Annotated in this window: 13 protein-coding genes and 1 pseudogene; 6 read left to right on the top strand and 8 right to left on the bottom strand. The window is 58.4% G+C overall.

Features of this window, described 5'->3' with window-relative positions; translation table 11 throughout:
- Positions 1-115 precede the first annotated feature (115 nt).
- The 5 genes and pseudogenes from IMW75_RS22635 to IMW75_RS27040 form a co-directional block, all read right to left on the bottom strand.
- A complete protein-coding gene (locus tag IMW75_RS22635) occupies positions 116-388 on the bottom strand; it encodes a PAS domain-containing protein (RefSeq protein ID WP_205893827.1) in 273 nt (90 codons plus the stop codon).
- 362 nt (positions 389-750) lie between these two features.
- Entirely contained in the window at positions 751-3,000 is a 2,250-nt protein-coding gene (locus IMW75_RS22630) for a putative bifunctional diguanylate cyclase/phosphodiesterase (RefSeq protein ID WP_414704662.1), read from the bottom strand.
- Between the two features lie 365 nt (positions 3,001-3,365).
- Positions 3,366-4,925 (bottom strand): sensor domain-containing diguanylate cyclase, encoded by a 1,560-nt coding sequence (locus IMW75_RS22625; protein WP_045058654.1) that lies wholly within the window; start codon positions 4,923-4,925, stop codon positions 3,366-3,368.
- A 126-nt stretch (positions 4,926-5,051) separates the two neighbouring features.
- A complete protein-coding gene (locus IMW75_RS27045; RefSeq protein WP_237142315.1) occupies positions 5,052-5,408 on the bottom strand; it encodes an alpha/beta fold hydrolase in 357 nt (118 codons plus the stop codon).
- A 23-nt stretch (positions 5,409-5,431) separates the two neighbouring features.
- Positions 5,432-5,634: pseudogene (locus IMW75_RS27040) on the bottom strand (DNA methylase); the annotation flags it as partial.
- Positions 5,635-5,911: 277 nt separating this feature from the next.
- On the opposite strand from IMW75_RS27040, the gene IMW75_RS27035 reads away from it, so the two are divergent.
- Positions 5,912-6,169 (top strand): hypothetical protein, encoded by a 258-nt coding sequence (locus tag IMW75_RS27035; protein WP_236695838.1) that lies wholly within the window; start codon positions 5,912-5,914, stop codon positions 6,167-6,169.
- A gap of 104 nt (positions 6,170-6,273) precedes the next feature.
- Here the strand turns inward: IMW75_RS27035 and IMW75_RS22615 are convergent, their stop codons facing one another.
- Both IMW75_RS22615 and IMW75_RS22610 read right to left on the bottom strand, forming a co-directional pair.
- Positions 6,274-7,611 (bottom strand): sensor histidine kinase, encoded by a 1,338-nt coding sequence (locus tag IMW75_RS22615; protein WP_045058417.1) that lies wholly within the window; start codon positions 7,609-7,611, stop codon positions 6,274-6,276.
- On the bottom strand, positions 7,608-8,267 hold the full coding sequence (locus tag IMW75_RS22610) for a response regulator transcription factor (protein ID WP_045058418.1): 660 nt from the start codon (positions 8,265-8,267) through the stop codon (positions 7,608-7,610). The genes IMW75_RS22615 and IMW75_RS22610 overlap by 4 nt, the downstream gene beginning before the upstream one ends.
- Before the next feature lie 132 nt (positions 8,268-8,399).
- Between IMW75_RS22610 and IMW75_RS22605 the strand changes: the two genes are divergently transcribed.
- From IMW75_RS22605 to IMW75_RS22585, 5 genes are all read left to right on the top strand, one after another.
- Positions 8,400-8,720 carry a PepSY domain-containing protein gene (locus IMW75_RS22605; RefSeq protein WP_045058419.1) on the top strand — a complete coding sequence of 107 codons (321 nt, stop codon included), beginning with the start codon at positions 8,400-8,402 and terminating at the stop codon, positions 8,718-8,720.
- Between the two features lie 89 nt (positions 8,721-8,809).
- On the top strand, positions 8,810-9,280 hold the full coding sequence (locus IMW75_RS22600; RefSeq protein WP_205893826.1) for a DUF2271 domain-containing protein: 471 nt from the start codon (positions 8,810-8,812) through the stop codon (positions 9,278-9,280).
- 25 nt (positions 9,281-9,305) lie between these two features.
- Positions 9,306-11,486 (top strand): PepSY domain-containing protein, encoded by a 2,181-nt coding sequence (locus tag IMW75_RS22595; protein WP_205893825.1) that lies wholly within the window; start codon positions 9,306-9,308, stop codon positions 11,484-11,486.
- Positions 11,470-12,447 (top strand): FAD:protein FMN transferase, encoded by a 978-nt coding sequence (locus IMW75_RS22590; RefSeq protein WP_236695839.1) that lies wholly within the window; start codon positions 11,470-11,472, stop codon positions 12,445-12,447. Before IMW75_RS22595 ends, IMW75_RS22590 begins: the two co-directional genes overlap by 17 nt.
- Before the next feature lie 31 nt (positions 12,448-12,478).
- A complete protein-coding gene (locus IMW75_RS22585; RefSeq protein ID WP_205893824.1) occupies positions 12,479-13,180 on the top strand; it encodes a VIT1/CCC1 transporter family protein in 702 nt (233 codons plus the stop codon).
- A gap of 71 nt (positions 13,181-13,251) precedes the next feature.
- Here IMW75_RS22585 and IMW75_RS22580 read toward each other — a convergent pair whose 3' ends face one another.
- Positions 13,252-19,434: a peroxidase family protein gene (locus tag IMW75_RS22580; RefSeq protein WP_205893823.1), complete on the bottom strand. Its 6,183-nt coding sequence runs from the start codon at positions 19,432-19,434 to the stop codon at positions 13,252-13,254.
- Positions 19,435-19,749 lie beyond the last annotated feature (315 nt).

Raw genomic sequence — 19,749 nt, 5'->3', positions numbered from 1 at the left:
CAACATTTCCATGCTGATCACCCTGTGTTCTCCTGCTCAAAAAGTGAGCAGAAGCAGTTGAACACCTGGGTCAGTTTTCAGTCGGCAGAACAGCCCCTACTGGGTCAGTTTTCGGTCAGCGGCAACAGCTGCCATTCTTGACACCATCGGCGAAGCGCCCTTGGAACTCGGGTCTATTGGTGCAAGGTGCAATATCACGGAAAAAATTCTTTCCAATTACTTCGCTCGGCTTGCGGCCCGTGATGTCACCTTCCGCAGCGTTGTACTGCAGGATTTTACCGGACGCGTCCAGCTGGATAGCTCCAAATGCAACCTTATCGAGCTGTCCAGCCGACATTTTGGCGAGAGTATTTTCGATGTCATTAGATCCAAAGCTTATCAATTGCATGGGTAACCCCTGCTGCTTGAGCGCAGCGAAATTTTTCGCTATCGTTAAAATCTGTACAGACCGTATCTTATGTACAGGTTTTGTACAACTCTGATTTTAATCGCGCCGCTAGTGAGAACCCTTCTGGAATAAAGTCCTCCGTCCAAGACTGGACTCGAGTGGCGCGGATTCTGATCGCCGCAGCCCGTTTTTCTGCACTCCGTTTTGTGTCAATTTTCAATCAACACTAACAAGCCGGGCCGTCATTAGTCCCCAGCCCGTTGGCATCCGAATCATATAGAGTTTCGAAATGGCCATAAAAACGTTGGGGACGCATCGTTATCATAAGCAACTACGACAGGCTCACCACAATTTACTATCCCTCAGCTCGCTGACCAGGACTGCAGCAATGTAGATAATTCTTCCGCACGTACTGGAGGGCTGAACAGATACCCTTGCACGAATGGGCAATCCATTTCTTTCAATCGTTGGAGCTGAGCGAGCGTCTCAATGCCCTCCGCTGTGATAGCCAAATTCAACGTCCTGCCAAGGGAAAGTATACTTCTGATGATGGCATCACTTCGGTCGAAGGACATCATTCTAGAAACGAAGGAACGGTCGATTTTGATGGCATCGAGCGGGTAGCGATCAATATATCCTAGGGAACTGTAGCCCGTACCGAAGTCATCAAGCGCCACGCGAATACCTAGCTGCCGAACCCCCTCCAGCACGCTTGCGGTCATCTGAGGTTCGTGAAGAAAAACAGATTCCGTAATTTCAATCTGAAGCTCGTGTGCGCAAACTCCCGTGGTCGACAGCACATTGCTGACTTGAGCTACATAACCAGGACGAATGAGCTCAGTACCTGATACGTTCACATTCAAATGCAATCGTAGAGAAGGAAATTCGTGCTTCCAGCGCATTAGTTCTGTGCAAGCTTGTTGCATGACCCAATGGCCCAACTCATGAATGACACCGATATCTTCCGCTACCGGGATGAAGACGTCTGGAGGCACATGCCCCAGCTCTGGATGTAGCCATCTGACCAAAGCTTCGACGCCACTTATTTCACCGGTCTTGACGTTATAAATCGGCTGGTAAACAACTGAAAACTCTTCGCGCGCAATGGCTTGCTTCAGCGCGTTCTGCATCAGGAGTGCATCAATAGCAGCCTTTCGCATTGAGGCATCAAATATCGTCCAGCGGCCACGCCCCTTCTTCTTAGCGGCGTACATCGCTACATCAGCGTCTCTAAGCAAATCTTCAGGTGTTTCGTGTGAGGCGTCAGTTGTGACAATGCCCAGGCTGCAGGACGTGAAAATATCTTGGCCATCAATCGCAACTGGCTGGCTGAGCTGGCTAACGATGCGTTGAGCGAGCTCAATGGCTAGAGGAGCCGTTTCATCCCCAGCCAGTAGAATTGCAAATTCGTCGCCGCCAATGCGGGCAAAGATATCGTCTCCCCGGATACAGCTTTCAAGGCGCCGCGCGACGACTTTCAGGAGATGATCACCTGCGCTGTGGCCAAGGCTATCGTTGACAAATTTAAATCGGTCAAGGTCTAGAAAAAGTACCGTGGCCGCAGGTACATAGTGAGGCTTGCTCGCAGTGAACATACTCAGCAACCTGGACATAAGATAAGCCCGGTTGTGCAACAAGGTCAGATCGTCGTGAAAGGCTGCATATGAAAGCTCCTCTTCAATGCGCTCCCTCTCTAACAGCCGCGTCTCCAACGCGACCTTCGCGTCTCTATCAGCCTGAGCCTGAAGTGCCAGCAACTCGGCTTCCTTGCGTTCGCTGATATCCCTCTGAACGGAAACCCAATGGGTGAACCACCCACGCTCGTCGGCGACAGGAACGATGCTCAGTTGCACCCAGAATTTGCTGCCGTCTTTGCGCGCGTTGATAAGCTCAACCTCAATGGGCTCCCACTTCGACAATGCGGCACGAATTGAATCGAGAGTCGCTCTGCTCGTATCTTCCGAATGGAGAATACGAGGGGTTAGCCCGATTACGTCTGAAGAGCTAAAACCCGTAGCGGTGATGAACGCGGGATTACAGTAAACAATCCTCGGGCCGGGCTGATCTATGGGCTCGGCCTCAGTGATCAGGATTGCGTCTTTCGCATTGACCACCACAGACTCAAGTAGCCTCAAGCGCTCGATCAACGGATCAATAGCCGGGACAGGTTCGGTTCCCTTTGACTCAATCAGCTTACTAAAAAGAGCGCCATGCGTTTGTAAGGCGTATGTTTGCGCGGCACTCAAGCGCTGTTGCGGCTCAGCACTGCTGACCAGCAAAACGCCCAACAAACTGTTGTCCGCCCCACGGACGGCTAGGCCAATCAGAAAGCCTTCTCGGAAATACATAAGCCGGTGAAACAAGATAGGCATGACCTGTCCTGCGGCTTCACTGATTGCGATCAAAGCTTTTTGGGAAACGACCTCACGTAGAAAGCTTTCAGTAGGGGCCTCGACGACCAGGTCTTCTTGCACGCCGTAACTGGCGATAATCGACCACTTCCCTGGCACTCCACCCACAAGCAGTCCCCTGGTGCAGTCTGCCGAGTAGGCAGCAGCCTGCACCAGCAGATTCATAGCGTCTGAGCTTTGGGTGTTGAAGTCATCGTGCATTTGATTGCCTACTTTCAAGCCATTACTGAGGCTGGTGGATACCAAGATATCACTATGCCATCACCTCCGTACGTCACTTTGACGGATGGCTCGCTGCCTAGGCTCGCGATGAAACTCGTAAGGTTGATTCGTCACGCTGAGGACGCCGCAAATGCGGGCCTTCCCACTAAAGCGCCAGACTCAATACCATTGATCGAAAAAGGCCAGCTCTAAGCACGGGCACTCGCTGACCACTTTACGACCCCACCCGCCTCTATCGTCTCATCACCATTCGAACGAGAAGTCGCAACCGCATTCCATAACCCCACGATGACCGAGACCTGCGACAAGCGGTGTTGTGAAATGACTTGGTGATCATAAATATCTCAAGGTTCTGGGTATTCAGTGATCGCAATACCTTTGCGCCCTAGCTGTTTTACCCCGTACATAGCTTGATCCGCTGCCTTGAGCAATGCGTCGAGGCTCTGTCCATGCAACGGGCAAATTGAGACGCCGATAGAGCAAGAAAGGGAAAGCTCCCCAACGCTTGTCACGACTGTACCCGCAATGGAGTCGAGCACCCTCGCTGCTCTAGTTTCAGCACTTCCGGGGTTGGATAAATCCTTAATCAGAATCACGAACTCATCTCCTCCGTAGCGGGCGACCGTATCAGTCGAGCGAGTGGCCTGAAGCATGCGACTTGCGACCGCTTGAAGAACCTGATCACCGATCTCATGACCGTGCTGATCATTTATCTGTTTGAAATGATCCAGATCGATCAACAGCACCGCAAACGGTTCCGCCCGCTCTTTCCAATCGGAGAAGGCTTGCTGAAAACGATCAGCAAATAGGTAGCGGTTTGGCAGTTCGGTGAGTACGTCATGGGTCGCAAGATAGGCGGATCTTTCGTGCTCAACCTCAGCTCTTTCTATCGCCCTGAAGTGCCGAATCAGTACCCCTGGAATAAGAAAGAGAGCCGCGGCGAGAACCGAAAGGATGATCAGCGCTTGCGCAGTCAAAACGTCTGCAAAACGTAACTGACGCTCAAACAGCAGTGTCATCGGTTGCGAGGTACTTCTGATTTCGACTCGATCAGTCAGGCGCGGCAAAATCAGACGATCAAGAAAGCCAGCATTGTTGGCGTTCGTAGAGAACACGTTACTTTCAGACCCTGCCCCGGCTTTCATGACTGCGCTGATATGAACCAAGGGATCTATGTTCGAATCATTGACCGCATCCAACAGCGAGCCGGTCTGGATCAAAAGCAAAGACACCATGGTGCTTCCGAAAAAATTGGGCCGATTGCTCTCCCTTAGATTTTCGGGCCGACTCACGGACTGCATGAGAATGTAAGCGCTGCCTCCTTCGTACATAGAGAAGACAGGTGATACAACCGGCTTCGGATTATTGTGAGTGCGGGCCAACGCGTAGGAAAGATGCCCAACGGTTTCCAATCTAACGCCATAGATGGAACTGGATTCGGGAAGCGGCGGGTACATAAACAACACAGGCCAAGTCTCACTGAGGTAGGCCTGATGCTGGGCAGGTTGCTGGGTGAGACTCGGGAAGTCTTTGAGCTCAAAGTCCGGACGCCAAGTGCGGCGCATCAGAGTCTCAAATGCAGCCTGCTCCAAGATGGGAACCGCCCTCGCCGCCTCAAGCATGTAAATATGAGGGTATGCGGACAATACGGCTGACGCATAACGGGCTGCAGCTTCCGTGTCGCTCTGATCGACCGCTTGGAGAAAGGCAGAGAACCCCGACAATACCGCTTCATTGGTATCAAGCTTATTTCGCACGATGCTCGAGATGTTCTGCACGTAATCCGAGAAGCGCGTCTCCCTGCGTTGAGTTTCTGACTTAAGCAGTAACAGGGCCGAAAAACCGACCAAGCCGGCAGCCATGAGAATGAAACCCAATAAAGATCTGCGCCTTTTAGTCAACATCATCCTTATATTCCAATGCGCATCATATGTGTGGGACTTCGGTCAACCTCAGGGCTGAGCGGCGTTGCTGCCCCAATTTCGTATTAAGTGACCATCGCTAAATCTAGGGCATATCGCCGGTGAGGATCAGCGTGCGCTGGCGCAGACGGACAATCCGCAGCAGGCTTGTCCAGCCGACCAAGGCGGCGAGCTGGCAATTACCAAGTCAGCATAGCGCGGCAGACGCATCGGCCAGCGGGGCATTTGCGATTTCCCGACCCCGGGCACGTCCAACGTTATAGTCGTGAAGTCCACCAACTCATCGCGCAGGGAGTCGAAGGTACGGATCAAACCACCCTGGCCATTGAGCAATAAAAGCGGCGAGCCTTTACCGTAGATTGACACGTTTACCTGCAAGTCTTTAATGGTCAGTTTGTGCGTTGCCATGGTTTTCCCTTGCTGCACGTAGCTGAGATGGCAGTCGTGAACAAGGACGCCGATCATGTAAGTGAACAGTTTCTGGGTGCTCAGAACAGCACTGCGGCGGCTTCCCCATAAATATCTCGATCGTCTTCGGCCCGATTCCTTCAAATTCGGATAATCGGTTTTCGAATGACTGATGCTCAGGGCTCGCTTCCACAATGTTGCTCACCCTGCCAGCGTATTCAATGGTGAGCTTGTTTGCCAATGCTAGCAACCGCGACGCGGAGGTCTCGTCGTAACGCACATAGCTCGGCGCCTAACGATTGCACCAAAAGTTCGAGAGTTACGAAATGCATATGACCGAGGCTACTCAAGTCATGGAAGCGTTGTCGGCCAACGAATCAAACCTGAAGCTTCATGAGGGCTGGTCATTGATATCCGTGGTTGTCACGACACATCCTAATGGTCAGCTTCATCCCTGCTACATACTGGGGAAATCGGTGACCGTAGTTAACCATCAAAGCCCCGATGAAATTACGCGGTGCTTAGCGATCTAGTGCATCGAAAGGTGTTGGGAGGAGATTTTGGCTTATCTGGACTGGGTTCAATGGCCCGCGATGCTTGTGACCGTTCTCGCCGCATGGCTAATCGGATCACAGCGGTCAGGACGGCGGATGATCGGGTTTGTGTGCTTCAGCTTGAGCAACGTGTTGTGGGTGATTTGGGGAGCCTATGCAGAGGCGTTTGCATTGATCGCCTTACAGGTTTGTCTATTCCTAATGAATCTCCGGGGCTTCAGGAAAAACTTCAAAGGGCAGGAAAGGGAGCAGTCTCATGACTGACGGTGGCCATCGAAGTTCTTTTTAGAACCTCGGGCATTCATCCCCAAGAGAATGCACTCAAGGAGGATCAGCGCGATCGTAAGGGGGAAACGGTGTCCTGTCTTTCATGGGGCTCGTTCAAGCGGTAACCAGACGCGCACTTCGAAACCCTCTTGTCGACCGGTTGCAGGAGAGATCAATTGCATACGCGCGTTGACCCCCTGCGCAATCGTTTTGGCAATCGCGAGGCCCAGTCCTGAACCGCTGATTTCACGGTGACCTCGCACAAAGCGCTCAGTCAGGTGCTGCAACACCGACTCCGGTACCGCCGGGCCGCCATTGACTACCCGCAGCTGTGCCTGTTCGGTGAGGCTGACTTCCACCGGTTGATCGGTTGCGCCGTACTTCAACGCATTCTCGATCAGGTTGCGCAACAAGATGCCAAAGGCGTCAGGGTCGATGTTCGAGTACACGCTGGCCTGGCCCGGCAGATGCAGCTCAATGCTTTGGCCGCCGCGCTGGCTCCACTCGTCGACCCCATGGGCCAGCAATGGAATCAAGTCCTGAGGCGTTTCGGACAACAGCCCGCCGCCCTCGGCCTTGGCCAGTTGCATGAGCTTTTCCGATAGGCGTGCCAGCTCGCGCAAGGCATTTTCGATCTTCGCCGCACGCACTCGCAACGGCCCTTCGGGCGCCTCGTGGCGTAACCGCTGGATCTGCGCCAGGGTCGCGGCCAGTGGCGTGCGCAGTTCATGGGCGCTGTTGGCGGTAAAGCTGCGCTCGGTTTCAAGGGCCTTGCGCATGCGCTCCAGCAGGTGGTTGACCGCCTCGGCCAACGGGTCGATTTCTGCCGGCAGACGGGCCACCTTGATTGGCGACAAGTCACCCACGCCCCGCGCCTCAACCGCACGACGATACGCCAACACACTGCGCAGGCTGATCCGCACAAATAACCAGGTGCCCAATAGACTCACAGGAATCAGCGCCAACAGCGGCAGCAACAAGGCAAACAAGGCCTCCCGCGCGGCTTCACGGCGGTGATCCAGGGGCTCGGCTATCTCGATAAACAGCGTCTCGCGCAACGCACTGGCGCCGTACAAGCGGTATTTTTCAGAAGTGGTAAACCCCTCAGTCGGCTGTTGATTGAAGATCTTCGGGTTGGCGTCGTGGGACTGCATCAGGATCTTGCCGCTGGCATCGCGCACCAGGTACGTCAGGTATTCCTTGTGCATTTTCAACGTCGCAACGTGCTGCGCTTCACGGGGTTCCTCCCGGTTGCTGATTTCCATCACGGCCAGCGGCAAGATGCGTTGCGCGGTCTCTTCCAGCGCACTGTCGAACGCTTCGTTCAACTCATGTTGCACCACCAGCCAGGCGCCGACAGTCGCGCCCAGCCACAGTAAGGTCATGCCCAGGGTCAGCCCCAGGCCGAGGCGTTTTTGCAGGCTCGAAGAAGACTTCATACGGCCATCAACCGGTAGCCCATGCCTCGCACGGTTTCAATCAGCTCGCGTCCCAGTTTTTTGCGCAGCCGGCTGATGTAGACCTCGATGGTATTGCTCTCGATTTCGGCACCGAAGGCATACAGCCGCTCTTCCAGCTGCGACTTGGACAACAACGCGCTGGGGCGCTGCACGAACGCTTCGAACAGCGCCCATTCGCGGGCCGTCAAGTCCACGGTGGTGCCGGCACGCTGCACGGTGCGGGCGCTCATGTCGACCTGTAAATCGCCGAGTCTGATCTGCGGATTGGGGTTGCCGCTGTAACGTCGGGCCACCGCCGCCACACGGGCCGAGAGCTCAAACAAGTCAAACGGCTTGACCAGGTAGTCGTCGGCGCCTGCGTTGAGGCCGGCGATGCGATCGGAAATCTGATCCTGGGCTGTCAGGATAATCACCGGGGTCACGTCCCCTGCCGAGCGCTGCTGACGCAAGAAATCAAGCCCGCGACCGTCCGGTAGCATCAGGTCCAGCAGGATCAGGTCGTAAGGCGTGGTGCGCACGCTGTTGCGCGCATGGGCCAGGCGCTGCACCCAATCGACGGCGTGGCCGTCATCGGCGATCTGCTCGCGCACCGCTTCCCCCAACCCTGGCGCGTCCTCGACCAATAAAACCCGCATCTGGCACCTCCTGTGGTGATTGTTGTGCCGCACCTTAATCGCCCTACCTGACGTGAATCTGAAGATTCAGCTGGTTGTCAGGAATGCACCTTAGGGTATGCCACAGACGCCGACCTCGGCAGGAGACAGATCATGAAATCAGGTTTTATTGCCCATGCCGCGCTGTTGAGCCTGATGCTCAGCGGTTACGCCTTGGCCGACGACTGCAGCGACCCGGTGAGCGACTGGCAACCGCGCGAAAACCTGCGTGAGCAGGTCGAGCGGCAATACGGCTGGAGCGTGCAACGCATCAAGGTCGACGACGGTTGTTACGAGCTCAAGGGGTTGGACCGCAAGGGCAACGTTATCGAAGCCAACTACTCACCGGCCTCGTTGCGCCTGCGCACCCTCGAGATCCATTTCCGCGACGACGGCGATGCCAGGGATTACCTCGGCAACCCGCTCACCGAATGACGCCTCTCCTGTCGAGTTTTTCCTGCGCTTCAGGTTGCTGTCAGCAAGCAGGTCCAGGATCTCGACCTAACGATCAAAAGGACACCCTCATGAAAAAGATCATCGCAGCCACCTGCCTCGCCGGCGCCATTGCCCTGCCGGGGTTGGCCCAGGCCCGGGAAGTGACCCTGACCACCCAGCTCAAGGACTACAGCGGCAATGATGCTTACCTGGCGATCTACGTAACCGACGCCAACGGCCAGTACCAGAAAACCCTGTGGGTGGCCGGCAAGAAGGCCAAGTACTACAAGCACCTGGGCGACTGGGCCCGTGGCAGCGGGATGAACCGGAGCGAGTTTGACGGCGTCAGCGGCGCCAGTGTCGGCAGCGGGCGCACGCTCAAGGTCAGCGTCGAGCTGGCAGACACCCTGATCGATGCCGGGTATCAGATCCGCATCGACAGCGCCGTCGAGGACAAACGTGACGCTCGCGCCGATGTCAGCGTGCCGTTGACGTCCAAGGGCGCCGGCAAGCCGGTAACCGGCAGCACCTATGTCGAGTCCTTTACTTACGATTTGTAGCACTTGCCCTTTCTGGAGGCTGAACATGCTTCGCCAGTCCCATTCCCTGCCCGGCCTGATCGCCGCCCTGTTGGTCATGCTGTTGGCCATCAGCGGCGCGATCCTGTCGGTCGACCCGGCGCTGGAACGCTTGCACAACACCGCCACCGCGGCCGGGCAACTTAACGTCGGCCAACTGGCCGGGCGTGTCGCCAGTCACTTTCCGGGCGTGGAGCAGATCCAGCGCACAGCGTCCGGGACGGTCATCGTCTACTACAACCAGAACGGTCAGGCCGGGGCTGAAACGGTCGACACTCTGACCGGCGAAGGCCTCGCGCCTTATGCACCCTCCGCGTTCACGCGTTGGGTGAAAGAGCTGCACCGCTCGATGTTCCTTGGCACGCCAGGCCATGGAGTGTCGGGAGTCGGCGCGTTGTTCATGCTGATGTTGTCAGTGTCCGGCGCGCTGTTGCTGGCCCGGCGCCTGGGTGGCTGGCGCAACCTGCTGCGGCCACTGCACGGCACCTTCAGCCAGCGCTGGCATGCTGAAGTCGGGCGACTGGCCTTGCTCGGGCTGCTGCTGTCGGCATTGAGCGGGCTTTACATGTCCGCCACCACTTTTGGTTTTATCACCGACGGCAGTCAGAGTGAACCCGCCTTCCCCGCCCACGTCAGCGCCGGCCCGGCCTTGCCGGTGGCGAACCTGCAAGCCTTGCAGGCCACCGACCTGAATGACCTGCGCGAGCTGGTCTACCCCAGCCCCGGTAACCCGAAGGACGTGTTTTCCCTGCGCACGGCCCAGGGCGACGGCTACGTGGATCAGGCCAGCGGCGCTTTGTTGTCCTATCAGGCCCACGACTCGATGCACAACCTCTATGAATTGATCTATCAGCTGCACACCGGTGAAGGCCTGTGGTGGTTGGGCCTGCCGCTTGGGCTCTGTGCCCTCTGTGTGCCGTTGATGAGCGTCACCGGCCTCCTGTTGTGGTGGCGCCGCCGCAAGGCGAGCCCGAACATCGGCCACAACAGCCCTGCCCACTCTGCCGACAGCGTGATTCTGGTGGGCAGTGAAAACAACAGCACCTGGGGCTTTGCCAAGACCTTGCATGACGCCTTGCACCTGGCCGGACACCGAGTGCATAGCGCGGCGATGAATCAATACGCCAACGACTACCGCAGCGCCCAGCGCGTGATCATCCTCACCGCGACCCACGGTGACGGCGACGCGCCAAGCTCGGCTTCGCAGTTCCTGGCGCGGTTGGCCAAAACCGGCCTCAAGCCCGGCCAGCCCTTTGCCGTGCTGGGCTTTGGTGACCGCCAGTTTGCGCAGTTCTGTCAGTTCGCCCATCAGGTGCAGGACGCGATGTTGCAGGCCGGTGGCTTGCCGTTACTGGGGCTGGAAACCGTCAACCGCCAATCCTCTCAGGAATTTGCACGTTGGGGCCACGCGCTGGGCGACGTGCTCAAACATGACCTGACACTGGTCCATGCCCCGCAGCGGCCACAGACCCATCCATTGGAGTTGACAGAGCGCATTGTCTACGGCGAACAGGTGAACGCACCGACACACGTGTTGCGCTTCAAGGCACCCGGCGCGCTGCCGGACTTCTTGGCCGGTGACCTGGTCGGGATTGTGCCTCCGGGCAGTCCGATCCCCCGTTTCTACTCGCTGGCCAGTGGTTCGCAGGACGGCGTGCTGGAAATCTGCGTTCGCAAACACAACGCAGGCGTGTGCTCGGAATTCCTTCATGGCCTGGACATTGGTGCGCAGATAGAAGCGTTTATCCAGCCCAACCCGCAATTTCGCCCGGCGTCGGGCACGCACCCGGTGATCCTGATCGGGGCCGGTACCGGCATCGGTCCATTGGCCGGTTTTATCCGCAACAACAAGGCGCGACACCCAATGCACTTGTATTGGGGCGGGCGCAACCCGGACTCGGATTTTCTCTATGAACCGCAGCTCAATCAGTACCTGGCCGACCGACGCCTGACGGCATTGCGCGCCGCCTTTTCTCAGGTTCAGGACCGCTGTTATGTGCAAGATCGGTTGATCGGCGATGCCCTGACCTTGCGCCGGCTGATTGAAAAAGGTGCCCAGGTGCTGGTGTGTGGCAGTCGCGAAATGGCCAAAGGCGTGATGCAAGCCCTCGATGAAGTGTTGGCACCTCTCAATCTGACTGTGCTGACCCTCAAGGCACAAGGACGCTACCGTGAAGACGTTTACTGAGTTGCAACGCTATAGCCTGAACGGCGAAACGATGGGCACGCGCTACATCGCCCTGTTTTATGCCGGGGCCGGGATCGATACCGACGCAATTGGCCATCGCCTGGCGCGCGCCGTGGCCCGGGTGGACCAGCAAATGTCCACCTGGAAACCCGACTCGGACCTCAACCGCCTCAACACCGCCCCCGAGCAGGAATGGGTATCAGTGCCCCAGGAACTGGCAACGGTGTTGTCTGCGGCACTGCGTGTCAGTCAGCAATCCGGCGGCGCCTTCGACATCGGGGTCGGTGATCTGGTTGATGCCTGGGGGTTCGGCCCCGGGGAGCAGACGGTCACAGAGCAGGCGCTCGCGACGATGCCGCCGCGCACCCGGCTGTCAGCCAGCGCAGCGTTGGTGATTGACCCATTACGTCATCAGGTGCGTAAACGCGCACAGCTGCACCTTGACTTGAATGGCATCGCCAAAGGGTTTGGCGTCGATGAACTGGCCCGTTGCCTGGAAGGTTTGGGCATAACCCGCTACCTGGTCGGCATCGACGGCGAAATGCGCGCCCGGGGCGTCAAACCCGATGGCCAGTGCTGGACCGTAGCGGTGGAAAAACCTAACCGGGGCGTGCGTGAAGTCATGGGCGTGATGGAGCTTGGCGATGCCGCGATCGCGACCTCCGGGGACTACCGACGGTGGGTCGACGTGGCCGGTCAAGCCTATGCCCATACCATGAACCCGGCCACTGGCGCGCCGCTGTGCAACCCGCTCGCCGCCGTCACCGTGGTGGCCGCTTCGTGCATGCTCGCCGATGCCTGGGCCACGGCGCTGATGGTGCTGGGTGAAACCGAAGGCCCACGCTTGGCTCAGGAACGCGGGATGGACGCGTTGTTCGTGCTTCGCGACGGCCAACAATTCAAGGAAATATCCATTGTCGGCGGCCAGTTGCAGGCGCAGATTGAAACCCGTCCGATGTGAACCGCCTAATGACAGTGAGTCGCGCTCAACCATGAAATTCATGCACAGACACACCGAGTCCCACCGCAGTGATCGTATCGGCTGGCTGCGCGCCGCCGTCCTTGGGGCCAACGACGGAATTGTCTCCACCGCCAGCCTGCTGATCGGCGTCGCCGCCGCCAACGCCAGCCACGCCACGTTGCTGGTCACGGGCATGGCGGGGCTGATGGCCGGCGCCATGTCCATGGCGGCAGGCGAGTACATCTCCGTGCACTCCCAGGCCGATACCGAGCGCGCCGACTTGTCCCGCGAACGTGCCGAGCTCGCCAGTGACCCGAAAGCCGAACACATCGAGCTCGCCAACATCTACATGCACCGTGGCGTATCACCCGAACTGGCGCATCAGGTGGCCGATCAATTGATGGCCCATGACGCACTGGGCTCTCACGCCCGGGACGAACTGGGTATCAGCGCCACCCTTACCGCCAAACCCTTACAGGCCGCCCTGGCCTCCGCCGTCAGCTTTGTGGTGGGTGCCGCCCTGCCCCTGGCGGTGACGTTTGTCGCGCCGGAGCACAGCGTGGTGCCCTGGATATCGGGCATGTCATTGGTGTTTCTCGGGACACTGGGCGCCATTGCCGCCAGGGCCGGCGGCGCCAAGGTCATCACCGGTGCCTGGCGGGTGACCTTCTGGGGGGCGCTGGCCATGGGGATTACGGCGCTGGTGGGGCACTTGTTTGGCGCCGTGGTCTAGCTCACGTCCGTTCCCGCAAAAAACAAAGGGCGCCCCTTAATGAAAAGGGGCGCCCTTTTTACGCTGCCAACCTATACCACGCCGACGAAATCGCTCGCAGTGAGGGCCACATGCCCGACCAGATCAATCTGGAAGTCGGCGCCATTGCCGCTGTTCACATTGCCCTCCACATAGGTGTGATCGACCCCGCCGACATTGACGAAGTGGTACTTCAATTGCGCCTGGTTGTTGAACTCGTTGCCGGTGCCGTTCCACTCGCCGAGGAAGGTGAAGTCCTGATTACCGGCGGAACCTGCGCCGGAGGTCCGGGCATCCATCAGCGACAGATCGATAAGGTCTTGCCCTTGGGTAAAGTCGGTAATTGCATCTCGGGTAAGGGTTGACGTGCCTGAATCCCCAATGGCCGAGAAGACAAACAGGTCATTGCCCGCTCCACCGGTCAGGGTGTCCCGGTTCGCTCCACCGAACAAAGTATCGTTGCCACCGCCACCGCCGAGCGTGTCATTGCCTCCCAGGCCTGTCAGCACGTTAGCGCCACCGTCACCGGTCAGGATATTGGCACCGCTGCTGCCGATCACATTCTCGATACCCGTCAAGGTGTCATTGCCGGTTTGCGAACTGCTGGCAAGGCCGGTGAGCAGATTGACCGATGCGTTGGCCGAGGTCCCCGACAGGTCGTAGGTATCGGTGTCGCCACCGCCGTCGTAGCTGTCGTTGCCGTCATTGACCGACGCCCGGAAGGTGTCGTTGCCAAGCCCACCGAACAGACTGTCCGCACCTTGCCCGCCAATCAACGTATCGTCGCCGCTGCCACCGTTGATCCAGTCATTACCGCCCTGGCCTTGCAACAGGTTGCTGACGCCATCGCCCTGGATGTGATCGTCACCCGAACTGCCGGTGACGTTCTCGATGCCGGTCAGACTGTCGCTGCCAGTCTGAGTGCTGGTTGACGTACCCGCGATCAAATCGACCGTGGATGGCGCCGATGTGGCCGACAAATCGTAGGTGTCGACATCCGCACCACCGTCATAGTGGTCGTTGCCATCGTTCAAGGAGGCCAGCAGCGTATCGTTGCCGGCGTCCCCGAACACCGTGTCGTTACCCGTCAAGCCAGTGAGCTGGTTGTTGCCGCTGTTGCCATTGATAACGTTGTCCAGTGCGTTACCGATGCCGTTGATGTTGTTCGACCCCAGCAAGGTCAGGTTTTCGACGTTGGCGCCTAGGGTGTAGCTGACCGACGACATGACCGTGTCGTTGCCTTCGTTAAGGTTCTCCTGAACCACATCGCCATTGGCATCGACCATATAGACGTCGTTGCCGGTATTGCCGCGCATTGTGTCGTTGCCCGTGCCGCCGTCCAGCACGTCGGAGCCCAAGCCACCGTTGAGGATGTCATTGCCCGAGTAGCCCATCAGGATGTCCTGAAAGTTGGTGCCATTGAGCGTGTTGTTGAAGAAGTTGGTGCCCTCGATCAAGCGCCCGACTGCCTCCGACGGGGCCGACGTCAGCTGTTCCACCGTGCCGCTGTCATCGGTGTAGGTGGTGATCACTCGCAATTGCTGGCCGAACTGCGCCGAGGTGGGTGCGAAGGTCGACGCATTGGACCCGGTTATGCTCAGCCAGGCGGCGCCCACCAGCGCTTGCCACTGATAGGAGAACCCGCTTGGTCCAGGCAAGCCGTCGGCGTCCTGGATGGCCGAGGTGTTAGCCGTCAGCCGGTATTGGGCAGGCACCGGACGACTTGGCGTGGTCGGCGCAGTGGCATAGCCCGACAGCGCCACATTCCCGGTCGGCAGATGATTGGTGATGCTCAGGTTGACCGTGCGGTCGGCGAAGCCCAGTTTCTCCACGCCAACCACAATGTCGCTGCCATCGCGGCCCGCCACGCTGTCGGTGATCTTGAAGGCGGTGATAAGGCCCTGATGTTGAGTCAAAAAGTTGATCCTCTGAATCGTGTATTCCGACCGGTTTCCCGTAAACAACGCCATGTCCGACAGGCCCGCCGTACCACCGTCACCGACCGTGACGCTATCGGCGAGATCGGCAGGATTGGAACTCGCGACCCCATTGCGCCACAAACGGGTGATTTGGCTACCGCCCAGTTCCAGATTCTCGAAAGTGGCCGACTTCAGCATCTCGGTGAAGTGCTTGTCGAAGCCAGGCCCCGCCGCGTCCAGCAGACCGTTAGTGCCGATAAATCCGGCAGCACGGTAGCTGGCGCCATCCTGGTAATTGTCGTAGCCACCGGCGTACGTGCCGATCAGGCTGTCCAGACGGATACCGTCACCCACGATCACGTCGTTGCCAATGCCGCCGACCAGCTTGTCATTGCCGCTGCCGCCAATCAGCCAGTTGGCGCTCGCATCGCCCAGGACAGTGTCATTGTTCTGGCTGGCAATGACCCCTTCAATGCCAACCCACGCCGGAAAAGGTGTGGTCAGGTCGATCGCCACCGCCGGGTTCTGCTGGGTCGAAAAATCGATCGTAAGGCCTTGGGGGGCCTTGGCATGGTCGCTGAAGTCGATCAAGTCGAATCCAATGCCCTTGCCGTCGTTGCCCAGGTCGGTCTTGCCGTCACCACCCAGTACTTCGTCCGGCCCACCGCCCATGGCTTGGGAGAAGGCCCCCGGGCGCAGGATATCGTCGCCATCGAGGCCGCCCGAAACATCCTGGTCGTCGCCGCCGATGATCAGGTCGTCGCCGCCGTCGCCCCACAGCAGATCACCACCGGCACCGCCGTCAAGGATGTCGTTGCCATCGCCACCGTGGGTGAAGGGATCGGTATCGCCTTCGCCGAACAGGAAGTCGTCTCCCGACTCCCCCGACAGCTTGTCGATGCCCACTCCGCTGTGGAGGATGTCATTGCCTTCGCCGCCAATAATCTGGTCGATGCCCGCCGCTGCCGTGGCGGATTGTTCGCCGCTCAAGTAGTCGTCACCGGCGCCGCCATCCAGCAGATCGCCGCCATCGCCGCCGTAGATGCGGTCGTTACCATCACCACCGTACAGGCGGTCGATACCGTTGCCGCCGTAGATAATATCGTTACCGCCTTCGCCATAGACCGTATCGTCACCGCCCCAGGCGTAAATCAGGTCGTTACTGTCGCTGGCCACTATTACCTCGTGGGACTCGGCACCGCTGTTCAGCGTGCCGTCGAGATTTACCCCTCCATTGATCGCCGTGGTGCCAGAGGTCGCGGCGCTGTCTTCGACACGGAAGTCACGGATGTACTGCACGCCATTGACGGTCACGATGTCGCCGTTGTTGGTGGTGGCATTGCCCCGAGTGGAATAAATGCCAAGAGACTGATGACCAATCACCGTGATGCCATCGGCGGCGTAGAGGGGATGAGCATCCTCGTAAGCCTTGATCGCATCGGCGTACTTGTGCTCGGTCTTGGCATTGGCGACCTCGTTCTGCGCCAGGTCGTAGTACTTGTCGGCATAGGCGAAAACGCTGCCATTGAGGTGCTCGGCGCCGGTGTTGCGCTCGACGATGTCCTTGAACTGTTCATTGACGATGCCCTCTCCCATCTGCAACTGGTCCAGTCGATAGAGGTAGTAAAAGCGGTCGCCGTTCATCAGTCGGCTGATCTGGTCGACAAACACCGTGTCGAAGGTTTCACCCAGAATGCCCCCGGTGACGTGCACCTCCGCTAGACCGCCCAACCAGGTGTCGATGTGTTGAAAGCCGTCGACGCCATAGCTGCCTGCGTCAGCGGGGCTGTTGAAGGTGTTGTTGAGGAAGTCCAGTGCCTGGTTGTACGTATACCCTTGGGCTTCGATGCTGCCCTCGGCGATCTTGCCGTTTTCCAGACCGATCAGCGCGGCGGCGCGTGCGACGTTGCCGTCGAACGAATAAGCCGCAATGAAATTCACCAGGTTGTCCGGGTGGATCATGTTGGCGCCAAAGTCGGCCCAACTGCTGTATTCGCTCAGGCCAATGGCGGCGCGGAACTCATTGAGTGTGGGGATGCCAACGTCGCGGCCACGGGCGATGTTGATCGCGGCCAGGTCCAGCGGCTGGCCGAGCAGGCCCTGGTTCAGCGCTGGCGTGACGAATTCGTCAACCTCGTTGGCCTGTTGGTGGGTCATGCCCAGGGCGATGGCGGCCGCGCCCTTTTGCGCAAACAGCTCAGGCGTGAGGAATGCTCGCTCGAGTGCAACGCGCATCACACTGCCGGTGATGCCTCCCGACGGGTCGATCAGGTCGATTGATTCGCGCAAGGTGCTGTGGCCGAAGCGGTAGGCCACTTGAGAGAAGTCCAGGCTCACATCGGCTTGTTCGCCGCTGTTGTAGCCCACGAATTCGGCGATGTTGGGTGTGATGGTTCGGGCGAATTGGTCCACCGCCGTATGCTGATACTCCATCTCGACCGTGATTTTGGCTGCATTGAACAGTTTGGTATCGTCCCAGGCGATGGCACCACCGGCGTAAACGTAATTGCCTTGGGCATCTTCGTAGTGATTGCCGATCACGCTCACACCGGCCGCCACGACATCTGTCGCCTGGGTGAGCACCGAGACCTGCCACTCATGCAGCAGGTCATGGTTGTATGTACCCGCTTGATCGAGCCGCTCTTGTCGCAAGTCCTCGACCGCAACGGCATCCTGAATGTTGCGCACCTGAAAGTTGTGCTCTTCGTGCCACACATGGTGTACCGCGGTCAGACCGATGTTCTCGTTCACTCGGCCGTCACCGGCAATGTAGTGATCGCCCACCGCCGCCATCAGCAGCTCGCCGACGGCGGCGTGCACTGCTGGAGTGAGTGCGATCACTGTAGGGCCCACCTGCATCGATGTCTTGATGCTGAAGTCGCTGAAGTTCACCCACAGCGCCAACGCGCTGGCTCCCGTCAGCGTCACCGCCGGTGATCCCGGGCCCATGGCGCCGGCCGGCAGTTTCAGTTCCAGGTGTCCATCATTGGGGCCCGCACCGTCGACATAGGCGAACTCATAACCGGCGCCCAACGCCTGCGCAGCGTCACGAAGGGTCGCAATATTGGCCAGGAAATCAGTCGCAGCCTCGGGGTTCAACGGGTTTTTGAAGTGCGCCTCGTCGAAGCGCGGGTTCATATCAAGAATCAGCGCCTGGCCAGAGTTACCGGCCTCTGCTCCGGTTTCCACGTTGCCAGCCGCATCGCGATTGCGCAGGTCGAGCACATCTTCCCAGGTCAAGTCAGCACGTTGGGTGAGCATCAGGTGCGCACGTAGCTCGTTCAGCGTAGGCAGCGTGGCGTGAGTGGTTTCGCCAAACGCATTCTTCCAGGCGACCGACGTGTTGCCGTCCAGCATTTGGGCGCCGGCGTGGTAAGTGATACCGCCATCGGTGGACACCCACGCTCGCAACAGGTCGGTGACTTCCTGGTCGGAGCCGTAGGTCTGGCTCTGATCAATATAAGGCGATGTGTGGTTGTTCCATTGCGGCGTTCCTTCAGCGGTGAAGCCGCTCACATCCGCGCGGGAAATCACGATCTTGGTGGCAGGCTGGCCGGTGGTGGGGTTGATCACGCCATAGAGCGGATCGTCCGGGGACAAGTTGATCGTGATCTTGGTGCCGTCCGCGCCCTTGCCGATGAAATCGAGGCCGTGATCGAAAAACTGGCCGAACAGGACGAACCAGCCATTGACCGGTGACACACCAGGGTTCTGTGCGCCAATGAAATACTCATCATTTTGCACAGACGAATAGGCTTGAACGTTGGCGCCGGTCAGCGGGTCAGTGACCGGCTCGCCATTGCCATCCAGTTGCCAGACCGGATTGCCGCTGGCATCAAACTGCAAGTCATAGCCGCGTTGGGCGTCTTGCTGGCCGAGGGCTTCCAGCATGCCGTAGTCAGCAACCTGGGTGAAACCATTGACGTCCTTGACGAGGTGAGTGCTATCGGGCTCCGTCTGGAAGGTGACATCTGCCGTGGTGACCAACCGACTGATCATGCGCGGCGTGTAATCCACAACGTCGTGAGCGGGAGACGCCTCGTTGATCGGCGTCCCGAGGTTGTCGCCTTGCTTGGTGTAGTCGGCCGCGGCCGTGTTGGGACTGGTTGTAAACGTGTTGGCGTAGAACGCGTTGGGGTCGCTGCCAAGCCCAGCCATGGGCTTTACGTACTGATCGAACGCCACCGCCATGCGTTGCAGAAAGGGCTGGTCGGCTGATCCCCAACTGGCATTGACCAGGTACAGGTTGTTGTTCAGCCCCGACAGATCGCGCAGGCCCTGAGAGGCCGTCACCGATGCATATGAGTGGCCATACATCGCAAGATTACTGTCAATCTGGGTCTGGCTCAGGGTCGTGCTGCCCGGATCGTAGATTAACCGGTGTTGCGAATCGTATATCGCACTCGACCCGCTCCAATCGATGATCGCATTGCCATCCGCATCGAAGAGTGGACGAAATCCAATTTGACTCCTCATGAAATCCAGATCGGAAAAATTGAATCGAAAAGGCTTCAAGATATAGCGCGTGGCCATGATATTTCACCTGTCAAATTAGGTTTCAAACTTCAGATCTGTCATGACTGGCCTGGCCTTGATCCCAACCTTGAGGGCAGCCCGTAAGCGAGTGAGTCC

It is taken from the genome of Pseudomonas gregormendelii (assembly GCF_017114825.1).
Classification (GTDB): Bacteria; Pseudomonadota; Gammaproteobacteria; order Pseudomonadales; family Pseudomonadaceae; genus Aquipseudomonas; species Aquipseudomonas gregormendelii.
The sequence above is the reverse complement of the archived record's forward strand: the minus strand, read 5'-3'. Positions and strand labels throughout refer to the sequence as shown.